Raw genomic sequence first — 26,607 nt, forward strand, 5'->3', positions numbered from 1 at the left:
GAGGAGCGCGGCCCTCAAAGGCGGGAGATGAGGTCGCCGATCTCCTGGGTGGCCCACCAGGCGAGGTCGTCGTCGGCGTCCGCGTCGTCCTCGGTGTCGACGTGCACCGCGACGACGTCGCGCCAACGGACGGGGGCGTCCTCGGTGGCCGTCTCGGCGATCACGACGACCCGCCTCCGCTGGCCGTCGGGGAGTCCGGCCAGCAGCTCGGCGGAGGCGTCCGCGGCGGTCATCAGGGCGGCGTACTCGCTCTCCTCGCCGTCGTCGGCGGCGACGACCGGGTCGTGGACGCGCGGCTCGTCCGCCGCCCAGTCCTCGGCAAGGCGCGGCAACGACGACGGCAGGTAGCGGCGCGTCACTTCTGCCCCTTCCCGGCAGCCTTCTTCCGCCCGCGTGGGGCGCGCGGGCGGGTGTCGGACGCCGAGTCCTTCAGCTCCTCCAGCGCCTCCAGCACGCACTGCCCCAGGACGTCGGCGTCGGGTACGGCGTCGCGGTCGGTCGTGATGCCGTAGAACACCCTGCCGTCGTAGGACGTCACGCCGATGGCCAGCGGGTGGTCGGGGAGCAACGGGTGCACCGGGTAGGACTCGAGCATCCGGGCGCCGTCGGCGTAGAGCGGGAACTGCGGGCCCGGCACGTTGGTGATGGACACGTGGAACCCGCGCCGCAGCTCGGCCGTGGCGAGGCGCGCCCCTAGTGCGTGGAACGTCGTCGGGGCGAAGCCGGCCATCCCGGAGAGCCGGCGGGCCGAGACGTTGCGGCCGTTGTCGCGGTGGGCCCGCAGGTCGTAGCTGACCTGGTGCAGGCGGACGACGGGGCTGGGCTCGCCGATCGGCAGGTGCACCAGGTGGCCGGTGATCTGGGTGCCGAGCGAGGTCGGCTCGAGCTCGTCGTCGATCACCGACATCGGCACGATGGCCTTGATCGTGCGCAGCCCGCCCAGCGACTCCGCGCGGGCCATCAACCACCCGCGCAGGCCGCCGGCGAGGGTGGCGAGGACGACGTCGTTGACCGTGCCGCCGTGCACCTCCCGGATGGCTCGGTAGTCGGCGAGGTCGGTGCGAACGGTCACGAACCGGCGCTGCTGCGACAGCCTGCGGTGCACCGGCGTGGAGTGGACCGGGCCGCGGCCGGCGAGGGCGTTGGCCACCTCGGCCACGCGAGCCCCGGAGGCCGAGGCGGCGCGACCGAGCGACTCGGCGTTGGCGCGTGTGGTCATCCAGAGCGTGCGAGGGCTCTCCAGGCTGTCCGTCACCGCGGCGAGCGCGGCCCCCACCGGGCCCGCCGGACGACCCGGTCGCCAGTCGTCGTCGTGCCCGAGGGTGGACCGGTCCGGGGACGTGTCGAGCAGCACCTGGCCGATGTCGACGGTCTCGCGTCCGTCGACGAGGATCTGGTGGCTCTTGGTGAGCAGCGCGACCCGGCCCTCCTCGAGGCCCTCGACGAAGTAGCACTCCCAGAGCGGGCGGCTGCGGTCGAGCGGCCGGGAGGCGATGCGCGCCACGAGCTCGCGGAGCTGGTCGATCGAGCCCGGACGCGGCAGCGCGGAGCGCCGTACGTGGTAGCCGAGGTCGAAGCCCTCGTCGTCCACCCAGGCCGGGTTGGCGAGGCGTCCGGGCACCAGCTGCAGGCGCTGGCGGTAGCGGGGCACGAAGGCGATCCGGTCGGCGATGAGCTGCACGAGCCGGTCGTGGTCGAAACCGGAGTCACCCGGGTCGAAGATCTCCACCGTGGCGTTGTGCATGGGCGTCGTGGGGGACTCGGCGGCCAGGATGGCCAGGTCCCGCGGCCGGAGCCGAATACTCATGCACGTACTCGCTTCGCTCCGTGCGCGCACGAGGCACAAGTCACGCTGTATCGCATGATTCGCTCGCTGCGCTCGCTCATCTGATCCCCTCTCGTCGGTGATCTTGTCCCGCATGGGATTCTGGCAGAGGCAGTGACGTCGCGGTTCCGCGGTCGCTGCCTGTCCGTGCAGCTGTCGAAGGAGATCCTCCGTGTCCGGTCGCGTCCTCACGCGCCTCGCCCCCGTCGTGCTCGTCCTGGCCGCCTCGCTCACCGCGTGCGGCGGAGACGGCGACACCGACCCGCCGGCCACCGACCCGACGTCCACCTCCTCTCCCTCCGACTCCCCCTCCGACACACCGTCCGACCCGGCCTCGGAGCCCACCAGCGCGGACGACTCCGTCGCCGTCACCGTGAGCCGCGAGGGCGGCTCCTTCACGCCCAACGGCGAGCGGGTGGAGCTGGGGATCGGCCAGGCCCTGGTCCTGACGATCGAGGCCGACGAGGCCGGCGAGATCCACGTGCACAGCACGCCCGAGCAGGACATCTCCTACGACGCAGGCACCTCCGAGCACGAGATCGTCATCGACCGGCCGGGCGTGGTCGAGGTGGAGAGCCACGACCCCGACGTGATCCTGCTGCAGCTCGAAGTCCGGTGAGCCCCGGTCCCGCAACCGTGGGCGGTTCCCTCTCCGCCCACGGCCTCGGCGGCGCCAAGGACCTGCCGATCCCCTCCGAGCTGGCGATCGCCGGTGCCGTCGCCGCGCTGGTGGTCTCCTTCACCGTGCTGGCCGTGGCCTGGCGCGAGCCCCGTTACGACGCGGCCACCAGCGGCCGCCCGGCGCCCGAGTGGCTGGACCGGTTCGTGTCGTCGCGCACGCTGGGCGTCGCGGCCCGCGTGTTCGGCATGGCCTTCTTCCTCTACGTCGCCGCAGCCGCCGTGTTCGGCGAGGACACCTTGATCAACCCGTTCCTCGGCACCGTCTACGTGCTGCTGTGGGTCGGCCTCGTGCCCGCGTCCCTGCTGCTGGGTCCCGTCTTCCGGGCCATCAGCCCGGCGCGCACCATCAGCATGCTGTTCGCGAAGGTCTCGGGGGTCCCCGAGGGCGAGGGCCTCTACACCTACCCCGCGCGGCTCGGCTACTGGCCGGCCGCGGCCGGGCTGTTCGCCTTCGTGTGGCTCGAGCTGGTCTACCCCTACTCCACCGACGTCGGCCCAGTGCGGCTGTGGTTCGCGGCCTACCTCGGGATCATGTTCATCGGCTCGGCGCTGTGGGGTACGACGTTCCTCGCCCGCGCCGACCCGTTCGAGGTCTACTCCTCGCTGGTCGCGAAGCTGTCGGTCTGGGGTCGCCGCGACGGTGCGCTCGTCCTGCGCAGCCCCCTCGCCAACCTCGACACCGTCGTCCCGCGGCCGGGACTGGTGGCCGTCGTCGGCGTCCTGTTCGGCAGCACCGCCTTCGACTCCTTCCGGGAGTCCGAGCCCTGGCTCCAGCTCGTGCAGTCGATGTCGACCTCGCGGGTGTGGCCCGACACCCTCGCGCTCATCGCCTTCTCGGCCGGCGTCGCGCTCGTGCTGACGGTGGCCACCATGGCGACCGGAGTCACCGGCGACACCCCGCGCCGGGCGCTGCCCAACCTGTTCGCGCACTCGGTGATCCCGATCATCGTGGGCTACATCGTGGCCCACTACCTGACCTACTTCGTCGAGTACGGCCAGCAGACCCTCATCCAGCTGAGCGACCCGTTCAGCCGGGGCGACGACTTCCTCGGCACGGCCGACCTGCAGGTCAACTACTGGCTCTCGATGCACCCGACGTTCCTGGCCGTCACCAAGGTCGCCGCGGTCACGCTCGGCCACGTGGTGGGTGTGGTGGCCGCGCACGACCGTGCCGTCAAGCTGCTGCCCCGCCGCCACCAGCTCACGGGTCAGCTCCCGCTGCTGGTGGCGATGGTCGGGTTCACCGTGGGCGGCCTCTACCTCTTGTTCGCCGCCTGAGCGCGCGGGTGCTCGCGGTGGCTCAGATCGGCCCGTAGGGCCAGCCGGCGGGGAGGACGTCGGTGACCTCGACGATCTCGCACGAGCCGCGGTAGTCGATCACGTCGGCGGGGTCGCGGTAGCCGACGAACACCACGCGGTCGGCGTTGCCGTTGTCGCTCTGCGTCGGGTCGTCGCAGTGGATCTTGTCCTGCTGCCCGTCGGGGAGCACGTAGATCGTGTCGTTGCCCTGCTCGGTGAACACCTTGTCGGCGCCGGGGCCGAGGAAGACGGTGTCGTCGCCCTCGTCGCCCTTGATCTTGACGTCGTTGCCGTCACCGTCGATGAGCACGTCGTTGCCCGGTCCACCCTGGATCGCGCCGTCGTCGCCCGGCCCGGCGTCGATCCAGTCGTTGCCGTTGTTGCCGATGTGCTTGTCGGACCCGTCGCCGCCGAAGAGCTGGTCGGCGCCCTCGCCGCCCCCCACCAGGTCGTTGCCGCCCTCGCCGTGCACGACGTCGTCGCCCGCGCCGGCAGTGAGCTTGTCGTTGCCCTCGCCGCCGTACATCACGTCGTCACCCTGGCCGCCGTCGACCGAGTCGTCGCCGAGCCCGCCCGAGCCCCAGTCGTTGCCGGGCTGGAGGGTGATCCAGTCGTCGCCGTCGTCGCCGCTGACGGTGTCGTGCCCGTTGCCGGCGAAGACCTTGTCGTTGCCGTCGCGGGCCGTCACCTCGTCCTGGCCACCGATCGCCATGATCCTGTCGGCGCGGTTATTGCCCCTGATGGTGTCGTCGCCCGTCGTGCCCTGCATGAGCTTGGCCGACGCCGGGGACGCGGACAGGACGACGGCCAGTCCGACGACGGTGGCGATGCGAAATTGACGTGACATGGGGTGCCTTCCTCGAGATCAGCACCCAAGTTACGTTGAATCTTGACGATTTTCAGAATTTTGCCCTCTTGATTTGCCCTACTTGGCGCCTCTCGTACGCCGTCGGCGGCGAGCTCGGGGGACCGGGCGGTCGGCCCTCCCGCCCGCGTGGGCCGGGAACACGGCGTCGGCCAGGGCGGCGAGGGCACGCACCAGGGACGAGTCGCCGAGGTCGGCCACGGGGCGACCGCTCACCAGCGCCTGGTCGAGGCCGGAGCGGTCCTCGGGCAGGAAGTGCAGGCCGGCGACCCGGCTGAAGCCCTCGACCATGCCGGCGATCTCCTTCTCCGACCACCCGATCGAGGACCGCATCCGGTTGACGACGACGCGCACCGGCGTGCCGGCGGCGTGGTCGCGCAGGTCGACCAGCCCGCGGGCCAGGCGGGTGAGGCCCACGGGGTCGGCCGACCCGACGACCACCACCTCGTCGGCCTGCTCCAGCGCCGCCAGCGTCAGCGCGTTGCGCCCGGGACGACCGCCGACGTCGGAGGCGGTGTCGTGCTCGAGGCTGAAGCCGGTGTCGACGACGACCTGGCCGTGGCCCCGGGCACGCTCGAGCAACTGGTCGACCTGCGCTGCCCGGACCTCGCGCCACCGGTCGGCCCGCGGGAGCCCGGTCACGACCGCCAGCCCGTCCCCCACGCCCCGGCACACCGACGCGAACCGGTCGTCCAGCTGGCCGGCGGAGGCGAGACGCGAGGCCGAGAGCAGCCCGGACACCTCGTCGAGGATGCCGAGCTGCTGCGCGACCGCGCCTCCGTAGGGGTCGAGGTCGGCGAGGACGACGGCCACCTCGCGCCGGGCGAGCTCCCAGGCCAGGTTGGTCGCCACCGTCGTACGGCCCGGGGCGCCGGCCGGCCCCCACACGACCGCGAGCCGACCCGCCTCGGCCGCAGGCGCCCGGTCGGTGGCGAACGGGTCGACGACCGGCAGGTCGTCACCGCGCTCGCGGGTGTCGGCGACGTCCTCGACGGTGGTGACCACCCGGGGCAGCGTGGCCAGCTGTCCTGTGCCGACGAGTGCGGTGATGCCGAGGCTTGCGGCGTGCTCGCGAGCATCGAGGTCCTCCGGCAGGGCCGAGGTCACAGCGACGGGCCGCACAGCATGGCGACGCAGGTGGGAGACGCTGGCGGGGTCGAGGCCCGGGGCGTCGAGGGAGAGCACGGCCACGTCGGCCTGGCCGCTGGTGACGGCGGCGAGCAGGTCGTCGACGTCGACGCAGCGCTTGAGCACGACCACCCCGGGGTGGGCCTCGAGGTCGGCCATCGCCGGCGACTCCCATGGCTCGCCCGCCGCGAGGAGCAGCACGCAGATCACGGTCGTCAGCCCCTGCCCACGACCCGGACGCGGTCGTCGCCGACGGCCGCCAGGACCACCCCCAGCGACTCCTCTTCGGTCTCGGAGACGGCGAGGACGAGCTGCCGGGTCGTCGCCGCCGCGAAGGCGTCGGACACCACGGGGGCGTCGAGGACCCCCACGTCACCGAGGACCAGCTCGGCCGCCGCACGTCCACGGCGCTCGGCGGCGGTGCGGTCGGCCACCACCCACACGTCCACCCGCGATCCCCGGACCAGGTCGGTCGGGACGTGCTCGGCAGCCACGGCGATCGACAGCGACACGGTGTCGTCGGCCGACTCCTCGCCGAGGGCCGTGGCGGGCACCAGCTCGCCCGCCGACAGCGGCCGGGTGAGGGTGAGCGCCGCCGGCAGCTCGTCGTCGACGCCGAGGTAGCGGTCGTGGTCGGCAGCCTCGTCGAAGCGCACGCGGGCGGGCTTGAGGTCGGCGGCGGTGATCGGCTGCCCCGCGACGAGGTCGGACGACGCGGCCCAGACCGGGGTCAGGTCGTCGGCGCCGGAGAGGATGCGAGCGCCTGCCACGACCGACCCCGTCACCAGGACCACCCCGATCCACAGCCGCGGGTCGCGCCACCCGGGGGTCGTGGCGCGCGTCGCGGCCGGCACATCGGTGGAGCGGGTCTGCGCCGACGCGGCATCGGGCTGGGCGTGACGGGACGAGGTCCGAGAGGTGGTCCGAGGCACGACGACATCATTGCCGCCCGAGCCGGACTTCACACCTGTCTCTCCACAGGACGGCCGGGCGGCGACGGGAGCCACGCGCGCGGTGGCACGATGGCCCCATGGCCGACGACCCCCGCTTCCTGACGCTCGCCGACGTCGCAGAGGTGCTCAACACCTCCGGCGCGCAGGTCTACGCGCTCGTCCGCCGCGGCGAGCTGCCGGCGATCAAGATCGGCGGCCGCGGGCAGTGGCGCGTCGAGCGGGTGCAGCTCGAGGAGTTCATCCAGCGGATGTACGCCGAGACGAGGACGTTCGTCGACCAGCACCCGTTCGTGGACGCCGAGGCCGAGTCGTCCGACTGAGCGGTCGTGGGGTGAGGTGACTACCCGACCTTGCCGTCGAGCTCGACCTGCACGACCCGTTCCTCACCGCCGCGGACGACCGACATCTCGACGGTCTCGCCGGGCAGGTGGGTGCGGATGGCGACGATGAGGGCGATGCCGTCACTGACCGGCTGGTCGTCGACCGCCGTGATGACGTCGTCCTTCTCGAGGCCGGCGCGCTCGGCGGGGGTGTCGGGCATGACCTCGGTGATGGTGGCGCCGTTGGCGTCGGTCTCGCCGCCCGTGCGCACCTGGGCACCGATGACGGGGTACTCCGCCTCCCCCGTGCGCAGGATCTGGTCGACCGTCGTGCGCACCTGCTCGATGGGGATCGCGAAGCCGACCCCGATGTTGCCCGCCTCGCCCGGCGCACCGCCGTTGGTGGCGATGGCCGAGTTCACCCCGACCACCTCGCCGGCGAGGTTCACCAGCGGGCCGCCTGAGTTGCCCGGGTTGATCGCGGCGTCGGTCTGCACGGCGTTGATGTAGGACGATTCGTCCTCGGACTGCCCGGTCGTCACCGGCCGGTTGAGCGCACTCACGATGCCGGAGGTCACGGTCTGGCTGAGCCCGAGCGGAGCGCCGAACGCGATCACGGGGTCTCCGACGCGCAGGACCTGGGAGGCGCCGAGCGCGGCCGGCTCGAGGTCGCCGGCGCCCTTGACGGACAGCACGGCGAGGTCGTAGACCGCACTGCGGCCGACCACCGTCGCCTCGTGTCGGTCGCCGGTGTGGTCGATGACGACGATCGGGCCGTCGTCCTCGGCCGCGGACGCGACCACGTGGTCGTTGGTCACGACGTGGCCCTCACGGTCGAGCACGAAGCCGGAGCCGGTGGCGCCGTTGTTCTGTCCGTCGAGCTCGGCCACGATCTGGACCGTGCTGGGCAGCAGCGCCTGCGCCACCGCGGCGACCGACCCGTTGTCGACCTCCAGCGGCGCCGCGGTCTGGGTGCGCACGCCGTTCAGACCGTTGTCGTTGGTGCCAGGACGGGCGGATAGCTCGTCCTGGATCGCGCCCCCGGCGAGCCCGCCGAGGATGCCGACGACCAGGGCGAGGCACGCGACGGCGGGCCAGATCCACAGCGGGATCCGGCGGGCGACGGCCGTGGGACCGGCGTACGGCGGGCGCGGGTAGGGACCCGGGCCGAAGTAGGCCCGATCGGGCTGCTGTGGGTACGGGCCCTGGGTCGGGTAGGGCACGGTCGGGGCCGCGGCCTCGCGTCCCCCACCGCCCTGCGGCTGCGGGGCCGGCGGTTCGCCGTACGGCGTGCGGTGCGGCGGCGGGCCGTCGAGCATGCCGGGCCGGTCCTCGCCAGGAGCGCCGTAGGGACGACCCTCGGGCTGGGCGACGGGGTCCCGCGGAGCGGCCTCCGACGTGGGGTCGGCTCCGGTCGGGCGCCAGCCGGCCAGCGGCTGGGTGGGCTCGTCGCGCGGCTCGCCGGGCTCGGGCTGGTCGGTGACCTGCTCGTCCGGGGTCTGCTCGTCGGGCCTGTGCTCGTCGCTCACGGAGCAATCTTCTCCCGGATCGCCACGAGGCGCTCGGCCAGGGGCGTCCGGGAGGGTGAGACCGGTCCGCGGGCGGCACGGTCGTCGGTGGCGGCCGGGCTCGCGGGGACGGTCGGCCGGCTCAGGTCGGTGACCGGTGGGCGCGGCTCGACGCGAGGAGTGCCCGCCACGCCGAGGGCGAGCACGCCCACGACGCAGGCGCTCGCCGCACCGCCGCCGATGGCGACGAGGCCGCGGCGGGGGCGGTGGCGCGACGTCGGGAACTGCGGCGCGACCAGGCCGTGGCCCGAGCCGGACTGCATCGCCGAGCACCGACCGACGAGCGCGGACTTGAAGTCGCGGGAGGGCTGGCCGGGTCCGAACGACAGCTGGGCGAGCTGGGTCTTGACCCACCCCTCCTGCTCGACGAGGTCACGGCAGGAGTGGCAGGAGTGCACGTGGTTCCAGCAGCGCTCCTCCTCCTCCGGCGCGAGGCGACCGTCGAGGAGTGCGCTGACCCGGGATCCGAGGTGGCTCATCACGACACCGGCCCACGGGTCCGGGGGGCGCGGGGGCCCGAGTAGCGCGAGCGTCCCGCGGCCGGCTCACGGTGGGCGAGGGCCTTGCGGAGCATCGTGCGACCCCGGTGGATGCGCGAGCGCACGGTGCCGAGCTTGGCGTCCATGATCTCGGCGATCTCCTCGTAGCTGAGCCCCTCCACGTCGCACAGCACCACCGCCGCACGGAAGTCCGGCGGGAGGGTCGCGAGGGCGGTCTCGATGTCGTCGTCGAAGGTCCGGTCGGCCACGGCGAGCTCGGGTGCCGGGGCGGGGCTGGTCAGCCGGGCGGCCCGCTCGTCGGACAGCTGGTCGAAGCGGATCCGCTGCTTGCGGCGGGCCCCGTCGAGGAAGAGGTTGGTGGTGATGCGGTGCAGCCACCCCTCGAAGGTGCCGGGGGTGTAGCCGTCCAGCGAGCGGAAGACCCGGACGAAGACCTCCTGGGTGAGGTCCTCGGCGTCGGGACGGTTGCCCGTCAACCGGTAGGCAAGCCGGAACACGCGGTCGGAGTGCTGCTCCACGACCTCGTCCCACGTGGGCACGTCGACGGCATCCGGCGTGGCATCGACCTGATCACCCACGGGCGCTCCCTGGCTCGTCTTCCTCGACCGCAGCTGCAACGGTTCGATGTCCTTCCTGACGGTAGGCACCCCGCCTGAGAGTTCCCTGTGAACACCATGCGGTCCGGCCAAGAACTCCTGACCGGGTCACCGCCTCCAACGAGCGAGAGACCCCGTGTGTTCCCGACCACGTCGCACGGCTGCTGCGCGATAGAGTCGCCGCGTGCCGACCCACACCCCGCCGATCAAGCCCGCGAGCTGGTCCTACGCCGAGACGTTCGTTGCCGAGGACGAGCTCCTGGCCGCTGCCCGCAGCCGCGCCGAGGAGGTGGGCGTGGCCCCCGTCGGTCCCGGCGTCGGCGCGGCCCTGCGCTTCCTCGCGTCCGTGCTCGACGCCCGGGCGGTCGTCGAGGTCGGCACCGGCACCGGTGTCTCCGGCCTGTGGCTGCTGCGCGGCATGCGCGCCGACGGCGTGCTCACGACCGTCGACATCGAGGCCGAGCACCAGCGCCTGGCCAAGGAGACCTTCACCGAGGCCGGGATCCCGGGCAACCGGGCGCGCACCATCGCCGGCGCCGGTCTCGACGTGCTGCCCCGCCTCACCGACGGCCACTACGACCTCGTGTTCTGCGACGGCGACAAGCGCGAGTACGCCGCGTACCTCAAGGAGGCGCTCCGCCTGCTGCGCCCGGGCGGGATCGTGGCGTTCGACAACGCGCTGTGGCACGACCGGGTCGCCGACCCGGCGCAGCGCGACGAGGAGACCGTCACCATCCGCGACCTCGGCCGGACCATCCTCGAGCACGAGGCGCTGGTGCCCGTGCTGCTGCCCGTCGGCGACGGCCTGCTGGCGGCGAAGAAGGAGTGGGCCCCCGAGGCCTGACCGCTGCGGACCATGGCTGGCCCCGAGGCTGGTTCAGAGGCGCGGGGCGGCCGTGAACCCGTCCCAGCCCTCGGCGACGGCGACGACGTCGCACGCCTCGATGAGCACCGGCGCGCTGCCGATGATCCGGGAGCCGGGCGCCTCTGCGGCGCCCTCGGTGAAGGTGCGCTGGAACTCCTCGCGTGCCTCGCTGGTCGCGAAGACATAGCAGCCCTCGAACCACTCGCCCGGCACCTGGCGCCACGTCTTGAAGCGCAGCCCGGCCATCCCGGTGAACCGGGCGTGCGAGGTCTCGGCGACGTAGGCCGCCAGCTGCTCCTCCACACCCGCGGGCGCGTCGGCGAGCGACCAGCGGACGGTGAGACCGAGCATCAGGCGATCCCGGCCAGCGGGTCGTCCGAGCCCAGCCAGGTCAGGAGCAGGCGCGGGCCCCAGCCGCTCGGCCCGGCCGTCCACTCGTAGCGGTCGGCGGGCGACTCCGCGGCCGAGGCGAAGTCGATGTGGGCCCACGGCACCTCTCCCGCGAAGTGCTGCAGGAACAGCGCGGCCGTGATCGCGCCGGCGCCGCCCGCGGCGTTGTCGCCGTCGGCGATGCGGGAGTCGACCTTGTCCTCGTAGTCGGCGACCAGCGGCATCCGCCAGGTGGTCTCCCCCGACGCGGTCGCCGCGGCGCCGACGTGGTCGGCGAGACCCTCGTGGTTGGCGAAGTAGCCGCCGGTCCACTGGCCGAGCGACACCTTCATCGCGCCGGTCAGCGTGGCTATGTCGACCAGCGCGGCGGGGGCGAGCTCCTTGACGGCGTACGCCATCGCGTCGGCCAGGACGAGGCGGCCCTCGGCGTCGGTGTTGTTGACCTCGGAGGTGCGACCCCCGAAGTGCGTGATGACGTCGCCGGGACGCATCGCGGAGCCACTGACGGCGTTCTCCGCGGCGGGCACCAGGCCGACCACGCGGACCGGGCAGTCGACGTCGCGGAGCGCGGCCATCGTCGCGATGACGGCGCCGCCTCCGCTCATGTCGCGCTTCATCGTCAGCATGCCCTCGCTGGGCTTGATGTCGAGTCCACCGGTGTCGAAGGTGATGCCCTTGCCGACGAGCACCACGGTGGGCATGCGCTTGGTGGCCCCGCGCGGGGTGTAGTCCATGCGGATGAGGCGGGGCTCGTTGACCGAGCCGCCACCGACGGCGCGGATGCCGCCGAAGCCCTCGGCCTCCAGCCGGGCGTCGTCCCAGACCTGCACGTCCAGACCGGCGGCCTCGCCGACCTCGACGGCCTGCTGGGCCAGCCACGCGGGCGTCTTGAGGTTGGCCGGGACCGTGGCCAGGGTGCGCGAGCGCCAGCCGGCACCGCCGAGTGCGATCGCGCGTGCGAGCTCGTCGTCGGCCCCGTCGTCGTCGACGCCGGCCAGCACGATCCGGGCCACCGGGCGCTCCTTCGGGCCGGTGGAGCGCCAGTGGAAGGCGAAGGAGCCCAGCATCGCCCCCACGACGACGGCACCGAGGCCCTCGACGGGAGCGATCGCCGCCAGCGACGTGGCGAGGCTGGCGCGGTCCTTGGTCGCACGGGCGAGGGTGGCCCCGGCACGGCGCAGGTCGGTGGTGGTCGCCTCACCCACGCCGACCAGGAGCACCAGGCCGGGTCCGTCGGCCGCGCCGTCGGAGCTGGTCCCGGAGGTGGTCCGACCCGCCACCGGGACCGTCGTGAGCTCCCCCGTGCGGCCGGTCGCCCGCGACGCCTCGAGCGCGGCGAGGAGGTCGACGCCGAGGGCCTCACCGGCCTCGTCGGCACCTGGTCCGAGGATCGGTCCGTCCTCACCCGGGAGGACCGGGAACGCCCAGACCTCCGCACCGCCGATCTGGTGCGGCAACGCGGGGCTCAGGGCGAACCCGGGCGGAGAGACCTGGGGCGGCAGCGGGGTGATGGGCACGATCAGCCGACGACGCCCTTGAGGGCATCACCGAGAGCCGTGGCCTCGTCGGCGTTGAGCTCGACCACCAGCCGTCCACCGCCCTCGAGCGGGACGCGCATGACGATGCCGCGCCCTTCCTTGGTGACCTCGAGCGGTCCGTCGCCCGTGCGGGGCTTCATGGCGGCCATCGGCGCACCCTCTTCCTGTTCAGCCATCACTGGATGTGGCTCTTCACATGCGAAACGAGGCGGCTGAGTCGTGCTGGCCACCTCGATCGGCGTCGTACGACGTCCATTATCCCCCATGACCCGCGTGATCGGCACCACAGGGCGAACGACACCCGATGTTCGTCGGGCAGACTGCCGCCATGACGACCTCCGAGGCCCCCGTCCTGCTCCACGTCCAGGACGGCATCGCGACCATCACGCTCAACCGCCCCGACGCCATGAACGGTCTCGACGTCGCCACCAAGGACCTCCTGCTCGACACCGTCCACCGGGTCGCCGACGACGCAGAGGTGCGGTGCGTGGTGCTCACCGGGAGCGGCCGGGCCTTCTGCGTCGGCCAGGACCTCAAGGAGCACCTCGCGGGACTCAAGGGTGAGGCGGACGTGCCCCTCTCCGAGACCGTCGAGAAGCACTACAACCCCATCGTGCTGGCCCTCGCGACCATGCCGAAGCCGGTCGTCGCGGCGGTCAACGGCGTCGCGGCCGGTGCGGGGGCGAGCCTCGCCTTCGCGGCCGACTTCCGGATCGTCGTCGACTCCGCCGGCTTCAACACCTCCTTCGCGGGCGTCGCGCTGTCGTGCGACACCGGGTCGAGCTGGACGCTCCCCCGCCTCGTCGGCCGCGCGAAAGCGATGGAGCTGCTCTACTTCCCGCGCACCGTGACCGCCCAGGAGGCCCTCGAGCTGGGCCTGGCCAACCAGGTCGTCACCGCCGACGAGCTCGCACCGGCCGTGGGCGAGCTCGCCGCCCGGCTGGCGGCGGGACCGACCGTGGCCTTCGGCTCCATCCGGCAGGCGGTGGCGTACGCCGCTGCGCACCCGCTCGAGGAGTCGCTGGCCTTCGAGGCCGACAAGATGGCGCTCACCGGCGGCACCGAGGACCACCTCGCGGCCGTGGACGCGTTCATGGCCAAGGAGAAGCCGACCTTCCACGGACGCTGAACGGGGGCCGCTGAACCTCGGCCGTCGACCCTCAGCCGCGGCGCGTGCGGTGGGCGCCGATCGCGCCGAGCAGCTGACGCGGCGCCTGGACGGCCATCCGGTGGCGTGAGGGGCGGCTGCCGTACTCGACGGTGAGCGCCGACCCGCGGAAGCGGTGGTTGAACCACATCGTCATGGTGCCGTGGCAGAGCCCGCCGCAGTCGAGGGTCGTGCGTGGCAGCCGCAGCGACCGCGCCAGTCGTCGCGCGAAGCCGGGGTCCTTGGTGTCGGTGTCGACGCCGTGCAGCGGCTGGTGGAAGCTGACCACGCGGCGCGGGTCGACCTCCTCCAGGAAGGTCATCACGGCCCGCGTCTCTGGCTCGCTCGCCGGGCGGGGGCCCGACTCGTAGCTGCCGTCGAGGTCCTTCCAGCGGTGCGGGAAGTTGCGATTGAGGTCCACCCCGCGGGCGTTGCGCCGGGTGCCGCGGGCCAGCCCGTCGGGGTTGTAGGTCGGCACCACCCACAGGTCGACGCCCCGGACCGGTCGCCCGTCACGCAGCGTCTCCAGGATGCGGCGGGTGTGCGGCTCGTCGCCGTGCATCGTGGAGACGAGCACGATCCGCCGCTTGCCCGGCTCACCGAGCCGCCACGCCCGGATCGGTCGTCCCTTCACCGAGTGGCCGATCGTGCGGACCTCGACGACGGCCGGGCGGGCGTCGTCCCCGGCCTGGACTGCCACTGCCTGCGCCGGCAGGGCGAGTCCGGCGACGGTCACCACCAGCGCGACGGCGTACGCCGACCGGGTGCGCAGCACCGCCATCACACGGCCGCCGAGAGGTAGGCGTAGGTGAAGACCAGGACGCCGACCACCATGCCGAGGTGGGCCAGCAGGGACAGCCCCGGGCCGTCGCTCCACGAGTCGCCGGCCGCCTCGGGCGCGTGGCGACCCCTGGACGGGAGCCACCGCGCGAGGATCAGCAGCCCGCAGATCGCGGTCACCCACCAGAACGCGATCGCGAGGATCCCGACGAAGGGACCCCCGATGAAGGAGTCCTCCGGGGCGACCAGCACGCCCAGCCACAGGACGAGCGCGACCACGCCGGACACGAAGTGCGTGAGCGGCACGCGACTGCTGATGGAGAAGCGGCCCGCCGCTGCCTCCCCCCGGAGGCGCAACCGGGTCAGCACGATCGCCACGGCAGCCAGGGCCGTGAGGATCCAGACGACGATCGGGAACGACATGACCGGGCAGTCTGCCCTAGACGCGAGGCGGCTCGCCAGACGAGGCGGAGCCGTCCGGGCCGGGGCCCGGCTCGTCCTCGAGCTCGCTCGCCAGCCGGGCGAGCAGGGCGTCGACCTCGGACATCCGGTAGCCGCGCAGCGCGAGCGGGAACCGCACCCGGCGCAGGTCCTCGGCCCCGATCGGTCGGTCGTCGGGCAGCGCGAGGTCGGGGCGGTCGTCGTACGCGGGAGGCATGGAGCCGCCCTTGCCGGAGGCCACCACCGCCACCCCGCCCATGGCCAGGACGACGAGGACCGCGAAGAACCACGTCATCATTCGGGCCGCTCCGGCTCGGGGGTGGGCCAGCGGTCCTCGCGGGCGGCCACCATCAGTGACACCGCCTCGTCCACGTCGTCGGTGAGCACCATCATGTCGAGGTCGCCGGGGTTGATCTTCCCCTCGGCCAGCACCGTCTCGCGCAGCCAGCCGACGAGGCCCGACCAGTAGGACGTGCCGATCAGCACGATGGGGAACGACGTCACCTTGCGCGTCTGCACGAGGGTGAGCGCCTCGAAGAGCTCGTCGAGGGTGCCGAGGCCGCCGGGCAGGACGACGAAGCCCTGGGAGTACTTGACGAACATCGTCTTGCGGGCGAAGAAGTAGCGGAAGTTGATGCCCTTGTCGACCCACTGGTTGAGGCCGGACTCGAACGGCAGCTCGATCCCGAGCCCCACGCTGGCTCCCCCGGCCTCGCAGGCACCCTTGTTGGCGGCCTCCATCGCGCCGGGTCCGCCGCCGGTGATGACGGCGAAGCCGGCCTCCACCAGCTTGCGGCCCACCTCCTCGCCGATCGCGTAGAACGGGTGGTCGACCGGCGTGCGGGCCGAACCGAAGACGGCGATGGCAGGGCCGGTCTCGGCGAGCGCGCCGAAGCCCTCGACGAACTCGGCCTGGATCCGCAGCACGCGCCACGGGTCGGTGTGCACCCAGTCGGTCGCGCCGCGGGAGTCGAGCAGGCGCTGGTCGGTGGTGCTGCCCTCGTGGACCTGGCCGCGGCGCTCGATGACGGGACCCGCCACCCGGTCGCCGTGCCGGTCGGGGGCTCGGTCGTTCATGAGAGCCACTCCTTGAGGATGCGCTCGCAGCGCGCGATGTGCTCGGTGGGCACGTGCTCGTCCTGCTTGTGCGCGAACATCGGGTCGCCGGGGCCGAAGTTGACCGCCGGGACGCCGAGCCGGGTGAACTGCGCGACGTCGGTCCAGCCGAACTTCGGCGCGGCCTCACCGCCCACCGAGTCGACGAACGCCTTGGCCGCGGGGCGGTCGAGGCCCGGCATGGCACCGGCGGCCATGTCGGTGACCGTGACGTCGTAGCCCTCGAAGAAGTCGCGCACGAAGGCCTCGGCGTCGGCCTCGCTCCGGTCGGGGGCGAAGCGGAAGTTGACCTCGACGACGCACTCGTCGGGGATCACGTTGCCGGCGACGCCGCCGCGGATGCCGGTGGCGTTGAGGCCCTCGTGGAAGGTGAGGCCGTCGATCTCGGGCTGCCGCGCGACGTAGTCGTTGAGCCGGGCGAGCACGGGGCCGGCGAGGTGGATGGCGTTGACGCCCTTCCAGCTGCGCGCGCTGTGCGAGCGCTCGCCCGTGGTGCGGACGTCGACGCGCATGGTGCCCTGACAGCCCGCCTCGATCGCGGCGTTGCTCGGCTCCATGAGGATCGCGAAGTCGGCCTGCAGGAGGTCGGGGTCGCTCTCGGTCAGCTTGCGCAGGCCGTTGTGGACCGAGTCGACCTCCTCGGCCTCGTAGAAGATGAAGGTGAGGTCGCGGTTGGGTGAGGTGACGTCGGCGGCGAGCTTGAGCATCACCGCGTCCCCGCCCTTCATGTCGCAGCTGCCCAGGCCGTGCAGGACGCCGTCCTCGAGCCGCGAGGGCAGGTTGTCGTTGAGCGGCACGGTGTCGATGTGGCCGGCGATCACCACCCGCTCACCCAGGCCGAGGTCGGTGCGCGCCACGACCGTGTGCCCGCGGCGGGTCACCGTCAGGTGCGGCAGTGCCGCGAGCGCCTCCTCGACCGCGTCGGCGATCTCCTGCTCCTGGTGGCTGACGGAGAAGACGTCGACGAGCTGCTGGGTCAGGGTGACGACGTCGGCGGACAGGTCGAGGTGGGCCATGGCTCCCATCCAACCAGCCGGGGGTGGCGGTGCGGGTCAGGCCCGGGCGACCCGCACGTCCACCTCCGCCGCGTCGTCGTACGACACCGAGGTGGCCAGGGTCTCGTCGGCGATCAGCGCCTCGTGGGTCCGGGCCGCGGCGAGCGTCGCCTCCGGGCCGGCGATGGTCAGGCTGATCCGGTCGCTGACCTGCAGGCCGGCGTCCTTGCGGGCCTGCTGGACGGCGCGGACGAGGTCGCGGGCGGTGCCCTCAGCCTCGAGCTCGGGCGTCACGGCGGTGTCGAGCACCACGAAGCCGCCGCGCGGCAGCATGCCGATCGCCGTGGCGTCGTCGGAGGACCCGGCGACCGTCTCGAGGGAGTACTCCCCCTCGACGAGCGCCAGTCCGCCGGCCGTCACGGTGCCGTCGTCGGCGACCGACCAGTCACCGGACTTCGAGCCCTTGATGGCGAGCTGGACGTCCTTGCCCAGGCGCGGCCCGGCGGCGCGGGCGTTGACCGTGAGCCGCTGCGAGACGCCGTACGACGCCGCCTCGGGCGCGTCGGTCGCGTGCACCTGGACGGCCTTGAGGTTGAGCTCGTCGGCGACGAGCGACTCGAAGCCGGTCAGGTCGGCGTCGGTGACGACCGTCAGCTGCGAGAGCGGCAGCCGGTTGCGGAGGTTGGCGGCCTTGCGCAGGGCGGAGCCCGCCGAGCAGACGTCACGGACGGTGTCCATCGAGGCGACGAGCGACTCGTCGGCCGGCAGGTCGTCGGCGGACGGCCAGTCGGTCAGGTGCACCGACCGCTCACCGGTCAGGCCGCGCCAGACCTCCTCGGTGGTCAGCGGCATCAGCGGCGCGGTGACCCGGCACACGACCTCGAGCACCGTGTGGAGCGTGTCGAAGGCGTCGGGGTCCTCGTCCCAGAAGCGCTCGCGCGAACGCCGGATGTACCAGTTGGTCAGCACGTCGAGGAAGCCGCGCGTCGAGTCGCACGCCGCGGCCACCTCGTAGTTGTCGAGCTGGTCGGTCATCGCGGCGACGTAGTCGCGCAGCTTGGCCAGGATGTAGCGGTCCATCGGGTGCGCGCTGTCGGTGCGCCAGGTGGCGTCGTAGCCCTCGCCGCCCTTGGCCGCGTTGGCGTAGAGGCTGAGGAACGACCAGCTGTTCCACAGCGGGATCAGCACCTGCCGCACCGAGTCGCGGATGCCCTGCTCGGTCACGACGAGGTTGCCGCCGCGCAGGATCGGGCTCGACATGAGGAACCAGCGCATCGCGTCGGCGCCGTCGCGGTCGAAGACCTCGCGGACGTCGGGGTAGTTGCGCAGGCTCTTCGACATCTTCTGGCCGTCGTTGCCGAGCACGATGCCGTGGCTCAGGCACGTCGAGAACGCCGGGCGGTCGAAGATCGCGCCGGCCAGGACGTGCATCGTGTAGAACCAGCCGCGGGTCTGGCCGATGTACTCGACGATGAAGTCTCCGGGGAAGTGGTGCTCGAACCAGTCCTTGTTCTCGAACGGGTAGTGCACCTGCGCGAAGCTCATCGATCCGGAGTCGAACCACACGTCGAGGACGTCGGTGACGCGGCGCATCGTCGACTTCCCGGTCGGGTCGTCGGGGTTGGGTCGCGTCAGGTCGTCGACGTACGGGCGGTGGAGGTCGGGGTTGCCATTCTTGTCGCGCGGCAGGGTGCCGAAGTCGCGCTCGATCTCCTCGAACGAGCCGTAGACGTCGACGCGCGGGTAGTGCTCGTCGTCGGACTTCCACACGGGCACCGGGGAGCCCCAGAAGCGGTTGCGGGTGATCGACCAGTCGCGGGCGTTCTCCAGCCACTTGCCGAACTGGCCGTCCTTGATGTGCTCGGGCACCCAGCGGATGTCCTGGTTGAGCGCCATCAGACGCTCCTTGACCTTGGTCACCTCGACGAACCACGACGAGACGCCCTTGTAGATGAGCGGCTGCCGGCAGCGCCAGCAGTGCGGGTAGGAGTGGTCGTAGGTCTCGCGGCGCACCAGGACGGTGCCGGAGGTGACGCTGCCCTGCTCCCCCTCACCGCGCGTTGCGGCCTTCAGGTGGTCGATGATCTGGAGGTTGGCGTCGAAGACCTGCATGCCCTCGTAGTCGGTGACCGGGAACGTGAAGCGCCCGTCCTTGCCGACCGGCATGACTGCCTCGATGCCCTCGCGGTCGGTGACGACCTTGTCGTCCTCACCGAAGGCGCCGGCGGTGTGCACCAGCCCGGTGCCGTCCGTGGTCGTCACGAACTCGGCAGGCACGAGGCGGAAGGCCCGCTCGTGGCCGGCGTAGTAGCTGAACGGCGGGGCGTACTCCAGGCCGACGAGGTCGGCGCCCGTGCCGCGCCAGGTGACGGTGGGCTCGTCGCCCAGCTCGCGGGCGTACGACGCCAGGCGGGCCTCGGCGATGAGGTAGCGCTCGGCGGTGCCGGTGGGGCCGTCGGACTGCACGACGACGTAGTCGATGTCCTCGCCGACCATCACCGCGAGGTTGGACGGCAGGGTCCAGGGGGTCGTCGTCCAGACGAGGACCTTCACGCCCTGGAACGGGCCCTCGGTCGTCACGTCGTAGCCGACGGTGACGGCCGGGTCCTGGCGCATCTGGTAGACGTCGTCGTCCATGCGCAGCTCGTGGTTGGACAGCGGCGTCTCGTCCTGCCAGCAGTAGGGCAGCACGCGGAAGCCCTCGTAGACCAGGCCCTTGTCGTGCAGCTGCTTGAAGGCCCAGATGACCGACTCCATGAACTCCGGGTTCATGGTGCGGTAGTCGTTGTCGAAGTCGACCCAGCGCGCCTGGCGGGTGACGTAGTCACGCCACTCGCCGGTGTACTTCAGGACCGACTGGCGGCAGGCCTCGTTGAACTTCTCGATGCCCAGCTCGACGATCTCGTCGGTGGTCTTGATGCCGTTGAGGCGCATCGCCTCGAGCTCGGCGGGCAGGCCGTGGGTGTCCCAGCCGAAGCGGCGCTCGACCTTGCGGCCGCGCATCGTCTGGTAGCGCGGGATGAGGTCCTTGACGTAGCCGGTGAGCAGGTGCCCGTAGTGCGGCAGGCCGTTGGCGAAGGGCGGACCGTCGTAGAAGACGAACTCGTTGGCGCCGTCCTGGCCGGCGTCACGCTGCTCGACGCTCGCGCGGAAGGTGTCGTCCGACTCCCAGTAGGCCAGCACCGCCTCCTCGATCTCCGGGAAGCGTGGGCTGCTCGCGACGGTCGTGGCGTCGGTGTGGCTGACCTTGGGGTAGGTCATCTCTGGGTGCTCCTCGCGGTGGCGTCGTACGTCTCGGTCTCGTTGACACGAGGACGACATCCCTGCCGCGGTACCACCTCGCTTGCCCGCCCTTGCTGGACGGACCGCTTCGTTCGGCTGTGTCGGGCCGTACCCGTCGGGTTCTAGTGGGGCCGCGGCCGGATCGCCGTACCCGTTCTTCCCGAGGCTCGCCGCTGATGACGGCTCAAGCGCCTGCTGCGATCGTACGGCGCAGCCCGACCCGTCCGCGAATTCACCTCGCGCGGTGAGGGTCTGTCGCCGTCGGCGGCTGCCGTTCGGCTCCGGGCAGGTGGGCGAAGGTCCACGACCGATTCGTCAGGAACTGCCCCAGGACCACGGGAGGCACGGTCAACAGCTTGGCCCAGAACGGAGCCAGGTGGACAGCGTGCACCAAGACCGCGAGGAGTGCGGTCGAGATGGCCAGACCGGTCAGTCCGACGACGAAGAAGCGCACCAGACGAACGTGCCGGCGGTCCTGCCGACTGAAGGTGAAGCGCGAGTTGAGGGTGAAGCTGACCGCTATCCCACAACATACGCTCACGATGTTGCTCGCCACGGGCGGCATCGCCATCCCGTGCACGAGCACCAGATAGGTGCCGAGATCCGTCATCGCGCCGACTCCGCCGAAGATCCCGTACGAGACCAGCTGACGCGCCAGCGCCAGCCACTGTCCCCGGGAGCGGCCAGCGACCCGCGACCAGGCCGACGTCACCACGCGCGTCCCCGCAGCCGCACCCACTGCCTCGTCGCGAGCAGGCAGAACGTGAGGAACCTGCGGCTGGGGATGAGCGCGTGTCGCGCCTGCCAGGTGCTCCCGTGGGCATCACCGCCGCGGCGCACCCGTGAGCGCACCGGCTCCTCGCGGAGCGCCAGCCCTCGCGTGCGAACCAGCACGGACATCACCAGGTTCGGAGTCATGGACTCCCGGGGCAGGCGCTCGAGGAGGTCCTGCAGCGTGGCCGCCCGGTAGATCCGCAGAGGGGTGTTGGCGTCAGCCGGGAGCTGTCGCGCCCGCGACCACACCAGCAGACGGGTGATCGCCGACGTCAGTCGGCGGAAGTACGGATCGCTCCGCTGGGTCCGGACCCCCTCGATCACCTCGACGCGGTCGTCGCCGACCATGAGTGAGACGAGGCGAGCCACGTCGCTCCCCTCGAACTGACCGTCGCCGTCGATGGTCACGACGATGTCGTTGCCATTCTCCAGTCCCGCAGCCATGGCGCGCATGGTGCTCGGACCGTGGCCGAGGTTCGACGGGTTGCCGACCAGCCGGACCGGAACACCGTCGTCGGCACACTGCCGCACCACCTCGGCCGTGCCGTCGTTCGACCGGTCGTCGACCACGACGAACTCCGCGTCCCGGCCCAGGTGTCGCTGCAGCTCGCTGAGGAAGGCTGCGATGCCGGACGCCTCGTTGTAGGCGGGCATGACGACGACCACACTGCTCATGGACGTTAAGGTAAGCGCGCCGGTCCGGATGGACGAAGCCGGGCTCGCCCTGGCGACGTGTCCCGCTGCGCCGGTCCCGTCCTGGCATCGCGTCCGCTGGCTGACCTCGCGCACCCCCGCGGCCACATCCGGCAAGGAGTCTCCCACTCGTGTCAGCCCTTCTCATGCTGCTCGTGGGCATCAGCATCCTGTTCGTCTTCGGCCTCCCGCTCGCGCAGCGCGCGTACCCCGGCCGGGCGGCTGCCGCGGCAGTGCCCGAAGCCCTCGTCGTGGCGCCGCTCCTCGGCTACGGCGTCCTCACCTTCCTGACGCGCGTGACGGCGTCGCTCGGACTCGCCACCCAGCTCGTCGCCTGGCCCCTACTCGTGGCGGGGCTGCTCGCGCTCGTACCGCACCTCCGTCGCCGGCGAGGTGGACCGTTCCGCGAAGCGGTGCGTGCGACAGCGCCCGTCTGGGTCGCATTTGCAGCCGTCACGGTCACCGCAGGGCTCTCGTTCATCCTGGTGGGGCCCCGCTTCTACCGCGGCTACGCCTACTGGGACACCTACTTCTACGCGAGCCAGGCAGAGGCGCTTCGCGTGTCAGCGCCGGGCCAGGTCTTCGCGGAGTTCGGCAACCACCCGTTCGCCGAGGCCGCCACCGCTGTCGACTTCGGTCCGGAGCGCCTTGCACGTGCGCTCATGCAGAGCTTCCTGGCCTCGGTCCTGCGCACTGACGGCGGATCGACCGTCGGGTTCATCGGGGTCGTCTCCGTGGGCTGGGTGTTCCTGGCCTTCCTGCTGCTCACCAAGGACTGGTCCGTCGGCCCGAAGATGCGGATCGGTGCCTGCGCGAGCGCCGCCCTCCTGCCCGCCGTGGTGGTCGGCCAAGTGCAGGGGTTCATCCCGATGGCCATGGTGACGGGACTCGTCATTGCGTTCATCCGTGTCCTGGACGACACGCTCCGCGCGCCGAGCGCCGCGCGGGCTCTCGCACTGGCGTTCCTGATCAGCGGTGCGGCATTCACCCTGATGGAGGCCCTCTACGTCATGGCGCCGCTGACGCTGGTCGCGCTCGTGACCAGCCAGGTGCTCGATGGGCGGGTCTCCGGGCTCGTCCACGCAGTCGGCGCCTGGCTCGCCGCGGTGGTGCTCAGCGTGCCCCTGGGCAACCGACTGCTCTCCGAGATCCTGTCGAGCACCGAGTCGATGACGCGGACCGGACTCAACGAGGCCTACCCCTTCGCCTACTCCCCCCGAGTCCTGACCTGGACGTTCTGGGCGAACTCGCTGGAGGGCCGCACTGACCTCGTGGCAGCGGCGGCCACCGCGGTGGCGGTGGGGATCTACATCCTGGGGCTCCACGGGCTGCTGCGCCTCGCGATGGACCCGCCGTCCACCTTGGGCATCGTGCTGGCTGCGTACACCTTGATGCCCCTGGCCTTCGTCGTGACCGGGGAGGACCTCCGGTACAGCTTCTACAAGATGTTCGCCTTGACCGTCCCGCTGGTGTGGGTGGGGGCATGGCTCACTGCCAGCCGTTTGCGACAGGCCTTGCGCGGCGCCCAGCCAGGCAACCGCGTCAAGCACCAGCTGCGTCGGTTGATCGGGCTCGCCGCGGTCGCGGTCATGGTGGTCGCCGGGTTCGCAGGCGCAGCCTGTTCCGTCGTCCGGGTCTACAGCGTCGCCGGGAGCCACCCAGAGGTGGAGACAGCCAACACGCGGATCGGGATCTGGCGCTATGTCGACGTCCCGGAGAAGCGCGCGTCGTTCGACGCCTACGAGGCGTTGGCCGGGCGACCGGTTGTCGCGGCATTCCCCGACCAGACCACACTTCCCGACTTCTGGTGGTCGGTCTACTACCTGCGCAACTCCCCACTCTGGGTGCTCGGGCGCACGACGGACGACCTGTTCGCAGGCCCCGGCGACACAGCGCGCGACATCTCGACGGCGCCGCTCGACGCCGAGGTCGTCTACCCCGTCGACTACGACAACCTCGGCGCCGGCGCCGACGGCTCCTTCGGCCTGGTGGTCGAGGGCACGAACCTCGACGTCGTCACACCCTTCCGGACCAACGAGTCGGAGGGTCCCGTCACCTCCATCAGGATCAACACCTTCTCCCGGACAGGGGGGACCTTGGCGCTGACCGTCCGATCGCAGGCCCCGGAGGCCGTGCGAGCGCGGGGTGTCGCGGGCCTGTCGGCACTCCGACCCGGGGACACGGTGGTCCGCATTCCCGTGCCGCGCGGAGGGCACGTCGTCGACATCGACCTCGAAGGTGCACCGGAGGGAACCTTCGTCTCGTTCCCTGACGCCGAGTTCATCCCGTCCACCTGACCGGTCGGACGGATCTGCCGACGTTGCGTCACCCCCCGGCAGCCGGTTGGCTGCTGCCATGGCGAACCCCGGGTACGACGGCATGTGGCTCCCGCACGACCAGGACCCCCGGATGCAGATGGGGCCCACGCGCGGGGAGCGCGAGTGCCTCGTCGGCTACCTGGAGCACTACCGCCAGACGCTCGCGCTCAAGTGCGACGACCTGACGGCGGAGCAGCTGGCGACGAGGGCGGTGCCGCCGTCCAACATCTCGCTGCTCGGCCTGGTGCGCCACATGGCGCGGGTCGAGCAGAGCTGGTTCCGGCGGGTGATAGAGGGGCGGATGGACATCCCGCGGCTGTTCCAGGACGAGGCCGAGGACGCGGGGTTCACCTTCCCGGAGGCCGACGACGACCTGGTGAGGGCCAGCCACGCGTTGTGGCAGTCGGAGATCGCGTACGCCCGCGAGGTGCTCGACCGCACCGACCTCGACGCGGTCGCGGACGTGCACGGCGAGCCCAGTGAGGTGCGCGACATCGTGGTGCACATGATCGAGGAGTACGCCCGTCACTGCGGGCACGCCGACCTGGTGCGGGAGTGCATCGACGGCCGCGCCGGCCAGTAGGCCTCCGCCCGGGCGGGTGGGGCAGCCTCCGTAGGCTGTGCGCGTGACTGCTGCTTCCGGCTACGGCCTGCTGACCCTGCACGGCGACACCGTGCTCGACGCCTGGTTCCCCTCTCCCGTCCTCTCGGCGAGCGAGGGTGACGCCCCGTCGGAGCTGACGGCGCTGGAGGGCGACGACGAGGTCCGCGGCGTACGACGTGAGGTGCGCCTGGTCGAGATCGCCGACCTGGACGACGCACCCGCCTCGACCGAGGACGTCTGGCTGCGGCTGCACCTGCTGTCCACCCGCCTCGTCAAGCCGCACGGGCTCAACCTCGACGGCGTCTTCGGCCTGCTGACCAACGTCGTGTGGACCTCCGCCGGGCCATGCGCGGTCGAGGGCTTCGAGACGACCCGCGCCCGGATGCGCGCGAGCGGCCAGCACGTCACGGTGTTCGGCGTCGACAAGTTCCCGCGCATGGTCGACTACGTCGTGCCCAGCGGCGTACGCATCGGCGACGCCGACCGCGTCCGGCTCGGCGCCCACCTCGCCGAGGGGACGACGGTGATGCACGAGGGCTTCGTGAACTTCAACGCCGGCACGCTCGGCACCTCGATGGTCGAGGGCCGGATCTCCGGCGGCGTGGTCGTCGGCGACGGCTCCGACGTCGGCGGCGGCTCGTCGATCATGGGCACGCTGTCGGGCGGCGGCAAGGAGGTCATCTCCATCGGGGAGCGCTGCCTGCTCGGCGCCAACGCCGGCATCGGCATCTCGCTCGGCGACGACTGCGTCGTGGAGGCCGGCTGCTACGTCACGGCCGGCACCAAGGTCACCGTCAAGGACATGGACGGCAAACCCGCCGTCGTCAAGGCCGCGACCCTGTCGGGCGTCGACAACGTCCTGTTCCGCCGCAACTCGGTGAGCGGCGCCATCGAGGCCGTGCCGTGGAAGGGCGAGGGCATCGCCCTCAACGCGGCACTGCACGCCAACTAGGGCTCCTCGTGCCCTCCCTCCGCACGGTCGCCGTCGGCACGGTGGTCGCGCTCGGCGCCGTGGCGACCGCCGTGGTGCTCGTGGACCGAGGTGCGGTGCCACCCCTGCTCGACACGAGCGGGTGCACCGCCGAGGTCGACGGGCACACCGTCGACGTCGACCTCGAGCAGGCGGAGAACGCCGCCCTCATCACCGCGATCTCCGTCGAGCGCGGCATGCCGGCACGTGCCGCGAGCATCGCGCTGGCCACGGCCTATCAGGAGTCCAAGCTCTACAACATCGACTACGGCGACCGGGACTCCGTCGGGCTGTTCCAGCAGCGGCCGTCGCAGGGCTGGGGCAGCGTCGCGCAGCTGACCGACCCGGTCTACGCCACCAACGCCTTCTACGACGCGCTCCAGAAGGTCGACGGCTACGACTCGATGGAGATCACCGTCGCCGCACAGGAGGTGCAGCGCTCGGGGTTCCCCGACGCCTACGCCGACCACGAGAAGGACGGCCGCGCCCTCGCCTCCGCGCTCACCGGCAATTCCCGCGCCGCCCTGTGGTGCGACGTCCCGGGCGACGCCGACGAGGTCAGCGACGCGATCGACGAGGCCGGCCTGGTGTCGCGCGCGGCCGTCGTACGCCGTGACCTGGAGGAACGCTTCGGCGCGCTGTCCCTCGGCGGCTTCGAGCCCGGCGGTGTGTCGAGCGGGCACATGGAGGGCTCGGCCCACTATGAGGGCCGGGCGATCGACGTGTTCTTCCGGCCGATCAACGACGAGAACAAGAAGCGCGGCTGGGCGATGGCGCACTACCTCGTCGCCAACGCCGACCGGTTGCACATCAAGACGGTCATCTTCGACGACCGCATCTGGCGCGCCGGGTCGTGGGCAGGCGACGGCTGGCGCGACTACCGCGTCCCGTCGTCCTCCGGCGGTGACCGGGCGATCCTGGAGCACCGCGACCACGTCCACGTGGACGTCTTCGACTGA

Annotated in this window: 28 protein-coding genes; 9 read left to right on the forward strand and 19 right to left on the reverse strand. The window is 71.9% G+C overall.

All coding sequences use genetic code 11. The features are described 5' to 3' along the window. Window positions 1-14: 14 nt before the first annotated feature. Together HOO61_RS21550 and HOO61_RS21555 are read right to left on the reverse strand one after the other, a co-directional pair. The gene (locus HOO61_RS21550; RefSeq protein WP_172261723.1) at window positions 15-359 is read right to left on the reverse strand and encodes a hypothetical protein; all 345 of its coding nucleotides are present in this window, start codon (window positions 357-359) and stop codon (window positions 15-17) included. Next, window positions 356-1,807: a wax ester/triacylglycerol synthase family O-acyltransferase gene (locus HOO61_RS21555; protein WP_172261725.1), complete on the reverse strand. Its 1,452-nt coding sequence runs from the start codon at window positions 1,805-1,807 to the stop codon at window positions 356-358. The genes HOO61_RS21550 and HOO61_RS21555 overlap by 4 nt, the downstream gene beginning before the upstream one ends. Window positions 1,808-1,997: 190 nt before the next feature. On the opposite strand from HOO61_RS21555, the gene HOO61_RS21560 reads away from it, so the two are divergent. Next, window positions 1,998-2,444, forward strand: a complete 447-nt coding sequence (locus HOO61_RS21560; RefSeq protein ID WP_172261727.1) for a hypothetical protein — start codon at window positions 1,998-2,000, stop codon at window positions 2,442-2,444. Between the two features lie 17 nt (window positions 2,445-2,461). Then, complete coding sequence (locus HOO61_RS21565; protein ID WP_172261729.1) at window positions 2,462-3,784, forward strand: hypothetical protein; 1,323 nt, start codon at window positions 2,462-2,464, stop codon at window positions 3,782-3,784. A gap of 22 nt (window positions 3,785-3,806) precedes the next feature. On the opposite strand, the gene HOO61_RS21570 is transcribed toward HOO61_RS21565, so the two are convergent. From HOO61_RS21570 to HOO61_RS21580, 3 genes are all read right to left on the reverse strand, one after another. Then, window positions 3,807-4,652: a calcium-binding protein gene (locus HOO61_RS21570; RefSeq protein WP_172261731.1), complete on the reverse strand. Its 846-nt coding sequence runs from the start codon at window positions 4,650-4,652 to the stop codon at window positions 3,807-3,809. Window positions 4,653-4,730: 78 nt separating this feature from the next. Further along, entirely contained in the window at window positions 4,731-5,999 is a 1,269-nt protein-coding gene (locus tag HOO61_RS21575) for a hypothetical protein (RefSeq protein WP_172261733.1), read from the reverse strand. Between the two features lie 14 nt (window positions 6,000-6,013). Further along, a complete protein-coding gene (locus HOO61_RS21580) occupies window positions 6,014-6,730 on the reverse strand; it encodes a flagellar biosynthesis protein FlgA (protein ID WP_172261735.1) in 717 nt (238 codons plus the stop codon). Between the two features lie 98 nt (window positions 6,731-6,828). Between HOO61_RS21580 and HOO61_RS21585 the strand changes: the two genes are divergently transcribed. After that, window positions 6,829-7,071 (forward strand): helix-turn-helix domain-containing protein, encoded by a 243-nt coding sequence (locus HOO61_RS21585; protein ID WP_172261737.1) that lies wholly within the window; start codon window positions 6,829-6,831, stop codon window positions 7,069-7,071. 20 nt (window positions 7,072-7,091) lie between these two features. On the opposite strand, the gene HOO61_RS21590 is transcribed toward HOO61_RS21585, so the two are convergent. From HOO61_RS21590 to sigE, 3 genes are read right to left on the reverse strand one after another with little or no spacing between them, the layout of a single operon-like run. Further along, window positions 7,092-8,600 (reverse strand): trypsin-like peptidase domain-containing protein, encoded by a 1,509-nt coding sequence (locus tag HOO61_RS21590; protein WP_172261739.1) that lies wholly within the window; start codon window positions 8,598-8,600, stop codon window positions 7,092-7,094. Continuing rightward, a complete protein-coding gene (locus HOO61_RS21595) occupies window positions 8,597-9,118 on the reverse strand; it encodes an anti-sigma factor (RefSeq protein ID WP_172261741.1) in 522 nt (173 codons plus the stop codon). The genes HOO61_RS21590 and HOO61_RS21595 overlap by 4 nt, the downstream gene beginning before the upstream one ends. After that, complete coding sequence (gene sigE, locus HOO61_RS21600; protein ID WP_253942690.1) at window positions 9,118-9,750, reverse strand: RNA polymerase sigma factor SigE; 633 nt, start codon at window positions 9,748-9,750, stop codon at window positions 9,118-9,120. Before sigE ends, HOO61_RS21595 begins: the two co-directional genes overlap by 1 nt. Window positions 9,751-9,919: 169 nt before the next feature. Between sigE and HOO61_RS21605 the strand changes: the two genes are divergently transcribed. After that, entirely contained in the window at window positions 9,920-10,579 is a 660-nt protein-coding gene (locus HOO61_RS21605) for an O-methyltransferase (RefSeq protein WP_367650272.1), read from the forward strand. Between the two features lie 33 nt (window positions 10,580-10,612). Here the strand turns inward: HOO61_RS21605 and HOO61_RS21610 are convergent, their stop codons facing one another. Genes HOO61_RS21610 through HOO61_RS21620 form a run of 3 tightly spaced genes read right to left on the reverse strand, consistent with a single transcriptional unit; the run spans window position 10,613 to window position 12,677 of the window. Continuing rightward, complete coding sequence (locus HOO61_RS21610; RefSeq protein ID WP_172261743.1) at window positions 10,613-10,951, reverse strand: hypothetical protein; 339 nt, start codon at window positions 10,949-10,951, stop codon at window positions 10,613-10,615. Then, on the reverse strand, window positions 10,951-12,507 hold the full coding sequence (locus HOO61_RS21615; protein ID WP_172261745.1) for a leucyl aminopeptidase family protein: 1,557 nt from the start codon (window positions 12,505-12,507) through the stop codon (window positions 10,951-10,953). Before HOO61_RS21615 ends, HOO61_RS21610 begins: the two co-directional genes overlap by 1 nt. A gap of 2 nt (window positions 12,508-12,509) precedes the next feature. After that, window positions 12,510-12,677 carry a DUF3117 domain-containing protein gene (locus tag HOO61_RS21620; protein ID WP_082602897.1) on the reverse strand — a complete coding sequence of 56 codons (168 nt, stop codon included), beginning with the start codon at window positions 12,675-12,677 and terminating at the stop codon, window positions 12,510-12,512. A gap of 179 nt (window positions 12,678-12,856) precedes the next feature. On the opposite strand from HOO61_RS21620, the gene HOO61_RS21625 reads away from it, so the two are divergent. Next, window positions 12,857-13,657, forward strand: coding sequence for an enoyl-CoA hydratase/isomerase family protein (locus HOO61_RS21625; RefSeq protein WP_216659167.1), 801 nt, complete (start codon window positions 12,857-12,859; stop codon window positions 13,655-13,657). Between the two features lie 31 nt (window positions 13,658-13,688). On the opposite strand, the gene HOO61_RS21630 is transcribed toward HOO61_RS21625, so the two are convergent. From HOO61_RS21630 to HOO61_RS21665, 8 genes are all read right to left on the reverse strand, one after another. Beyond that, window positions 13,689-14,450 (reverse strand): M14 family zinc carboxypeptidase, encoded by a 762-nt coding sequence (locus tag HOO61_RS21630; RefSeq protein WP_172261749.1) that lies wholly within the window; start codon window positions 14,448-14,450, stop codon window positions 13,689-13,691. 5 nt (window positions 14,451-14,455) lie between these two features. Beyond that, window positions 14,456-14,878: a hypothetical protein gene (locus tag HOO61_RS21635; RefSeq protein ID WP_172261751.1), complete on the reverse strand. Its 423-nt coding sequence runs from the start codon at window positions 14,876-14,878 to the stop codon at window positions 14,456-14,458. A 16-nt stretch (window positions 14,879-14,894) separates the two neighbouring features. Next, window positions 14,895-15,191, reverse strand: a complete 297-nt coding sequence (locus tag HOO61_RS21640) for a DivIVA domain-containing protein (protein ID WP_172261753.1) — start codon at window positions 15,189-15,191, stop codon at window positions 14,895-14,897. Beyond that, on the reverse strand, window positions 15,191-15,973 hold the full coding sequence (locus HOO61_RS21645; protein ID WP_172261755.1) for a TIGR00730 family Rossman fold protein: 783 nt from the start codon (window positions 15,971-15,973) through the stop codon (window positions 15,191-15,193). Before HOO61_RS21645 ends, HOO61_RS21640 begins: the two co-directional genes overlap by 1 nt. Further along, complete coding sequence (dapE, locus tag HOO61_RS21650; RefSeq protein WP_172261757.1) at window positions 15,970-17,028, reverse strand: succinyl-diaminopimelate desuccinylase; 1,059 nt, start codon at window positions 17,026-17,028, stop codon at window positions 15,970-15,972. The genes HOO61_RS21645 and dapE overlap by 4 nt, the downstream gene beginning before the upstream one ends. Window positions 17,029-17,064: 36 nt before the next feature. Next, window positions 17,065-20,268, reverse strand: a complete 3,204-nt coding sequence (gene ileS, locus HOO61_RS21655; protein WP_172261759.1) for an isoleucine--tRNA ligase — start codon at window positions 20,266-20,268, stop codon at window positions 17,065-17,067. 253 nt (window positions 20,269-20,521) lie between these two features. Beyond that, entirely contained in the window at window positions 20,522-21,004 is a 483-nt protein-coding gene (locus HOO61_RS21660) for a GtrA family protein (protein WP_172261761.1), read from the reverse strand. After that, window positions 20,998-21,738: a glycosyltransferase family 2 protein gene (locus HOO61_RS21665; protein ID WP_172261763.1), complete on the reverse strand. Its 741-nt coding sequence runs from the start codon at window positions 21,736-21,738 to the stop codon at window positions 20,998-21,000. The genes HOO61_RS21660 and HOO61_RS21665 overlap by 7 nt, the downstream gene beginning before the upstream one ends. Before the next feature lie 149 nt (window positions 21,739-21,887). Here HOO61_RS21665 and HOO61_RS21670 point away from each other — a divergent pair, with 149 nt between their 5' ends. The 4 genes from HOO61_RS21670 to HOO61_RS21685 all read left to right on the forward strand — a co-directional run bounded on the left by HOO61_RS21670 (window position 21,888) and on the right by HOO61_RS21685 (window position 26,607). Then, the gene (locus HOO61_RS21670; RefSeq protein WP_172261765.1) at window positions 21,888-24,053 is read left to right on the forward strand and encodes a hypothetical protein; all 2,166 of its coding nucleotides are present in this window, start codon (window positions 21,888-21,890) and stop codon (window positions 24,051-24,053) included. A gap of 58 nt (window positions 24,054-24,111) precedes the next feature. After that, window positions 24,112-24,657: a DinB family protein gene (locus HOO61_RS21675; protein WP_172261767.1), complete on the forward strand. Its 546-nt coding sequence runs from the start codon at window positions 24,112-24,114 to the stop codon at window positions 24,655-24,657. A gap of 43 nt (window positions 24,658-24,700) precedes the next feature. Continuing rightward, window positions 24,701-25,630, forward strand: a complete 930-nt coding sequence (dapD, locus tag HOO61_RS21680; RefSeq protein ID WP_172261770.1) for a 2,3,4,5-tetrahydropyridine-2,6-dicarboxylate N-succinyltransferase — start codon at window positions 24,701-24,703, stop codon at window positions 25,628-25,630. 74 nt (window positions 25,631-25,704) lie between these two features. Continuing rightward, window positions 25,705-26,607 carry a hypothetical protein gene (locus HOO61_RS21685; RefSeq protein WP_367650284.1) on the forward strand — a complete coding sequence of 301 codons (903 nt, stop codon included), beginning with the start codon at window positions 25,705-25,707 and terminating at the stop codon, window positions 26,605-26,607.

This window comes from Nocardioides sp. zg-1230 (genome assembly GCF_013155335.1).
GTDB lineage: Bacteria > Actinomycetota > Actinomycetes > Propionibacteriales > Nocardioidaceae > Nocardioides.

Excerpts from the sequence above, each read along its gene's own strand:
- ileS (WP_172261759.1), bottom strand. The coding sequence starts at position 20,268 with ATGACCTACCCCAAGGTCAGCCACACCGACGCCACGACCGTCGCGAGC.
- HOO61_RS21555 (WP_172261725.1), bottom strand. The coding sequence starts at position 1,807 with ATGAGTATTCGGCTCCGGCCGCGGGACCTGGCCATCCTGGCCGCCGAG.
- HOO61_RS21585 (WP_172261737.1), top strand. The coding sequence starts at position 6,829 with ATGGCCGACGACCCCCGCTTCCTGACGCTCGCCGACGTCGCAGAGGTG.
- HOO61_RS21620 (WP_082602897.1), bottom strand. The coding sequence starts at position 12,677 with ATGGCCGCCATGAAGCCCCGCACGGGCGACGGACCGCTCGAGGTCACC.
- HOO61_RS21595 (WP_172261741.1), bottom strand. The coding sequence starts at position 9,118 with ATGAGCCACCTCGGATCCCGGGTCAGCGCACTCCTCGACGGTCGCCTC.
- dapE (WP_172261757.1), bottom strand. The coding sequence starts at position 17,028 with ATGGCCCACCTCGACCTGTCCGCCGACGTCGTCACCCTGACCCAGCAG.
- HOO61_RS21645 (WP_172261755.1), bottom strand. The coding sequence starts at position 15,973 with ATGAACGACCGAGCCCCCGACCGGCACGGCGACCGGGTGGCGGGTCCC.
- HOO61_RS21665 (WP_172261763.1), bottom strand. The coding sequence starts at position 21,738 with ATGAGCAGTGTGGTCGTCGTCATGCCCGCCTACAACGAGGCGTCCGGC.
- HOO61_RS21640 (WP_172261753.1), bottom strand. The coding sequence starts at position 15,191 with ATGACGTGGTTCTTCGCGGTCCTCGTCGTCCTGGCCATGGGCGGGGTG.
- HOO61_RS21625 (WP_216659167.1), top strand. The coding sequence starts at position 12,857 with ATGACGACCTCCGAGGCCCCCGTCCTGCTCCACGTCCAGGACGGCATC.
- HOO61_RS21675 (WP_172261767.1), top strand. The coding sequence starts at position 24,112 with ATGGCGAACCCCGGGTACGACGGCATGTGGCTCCCGCACGACCAGGAC.
- HOO61_RS21635 (WP_172261751.1), bottom strand. The coding sequence starts at position 14,878 with ATGTCGTTCCCGATCGTCGTCTGGATCCTCACGGCCCTGGCTGCCGTG.
- HOO61_RS21570 (WP_172261731.1), bottom strand. The coding sequence starts at position 4,652 with ATGTCACGTCAATTTCGCATCGCCACCGTCGTCGGACTGGCCGTCGTC.
- HOO61_RS21610 (WP_172261743.1), bottom strand. The coding sequence starts at position 10,951 with ATGCTCGGTCTCACCGTCCGCTGGTCGCTCGCCGACGCGCCCGCGGGT.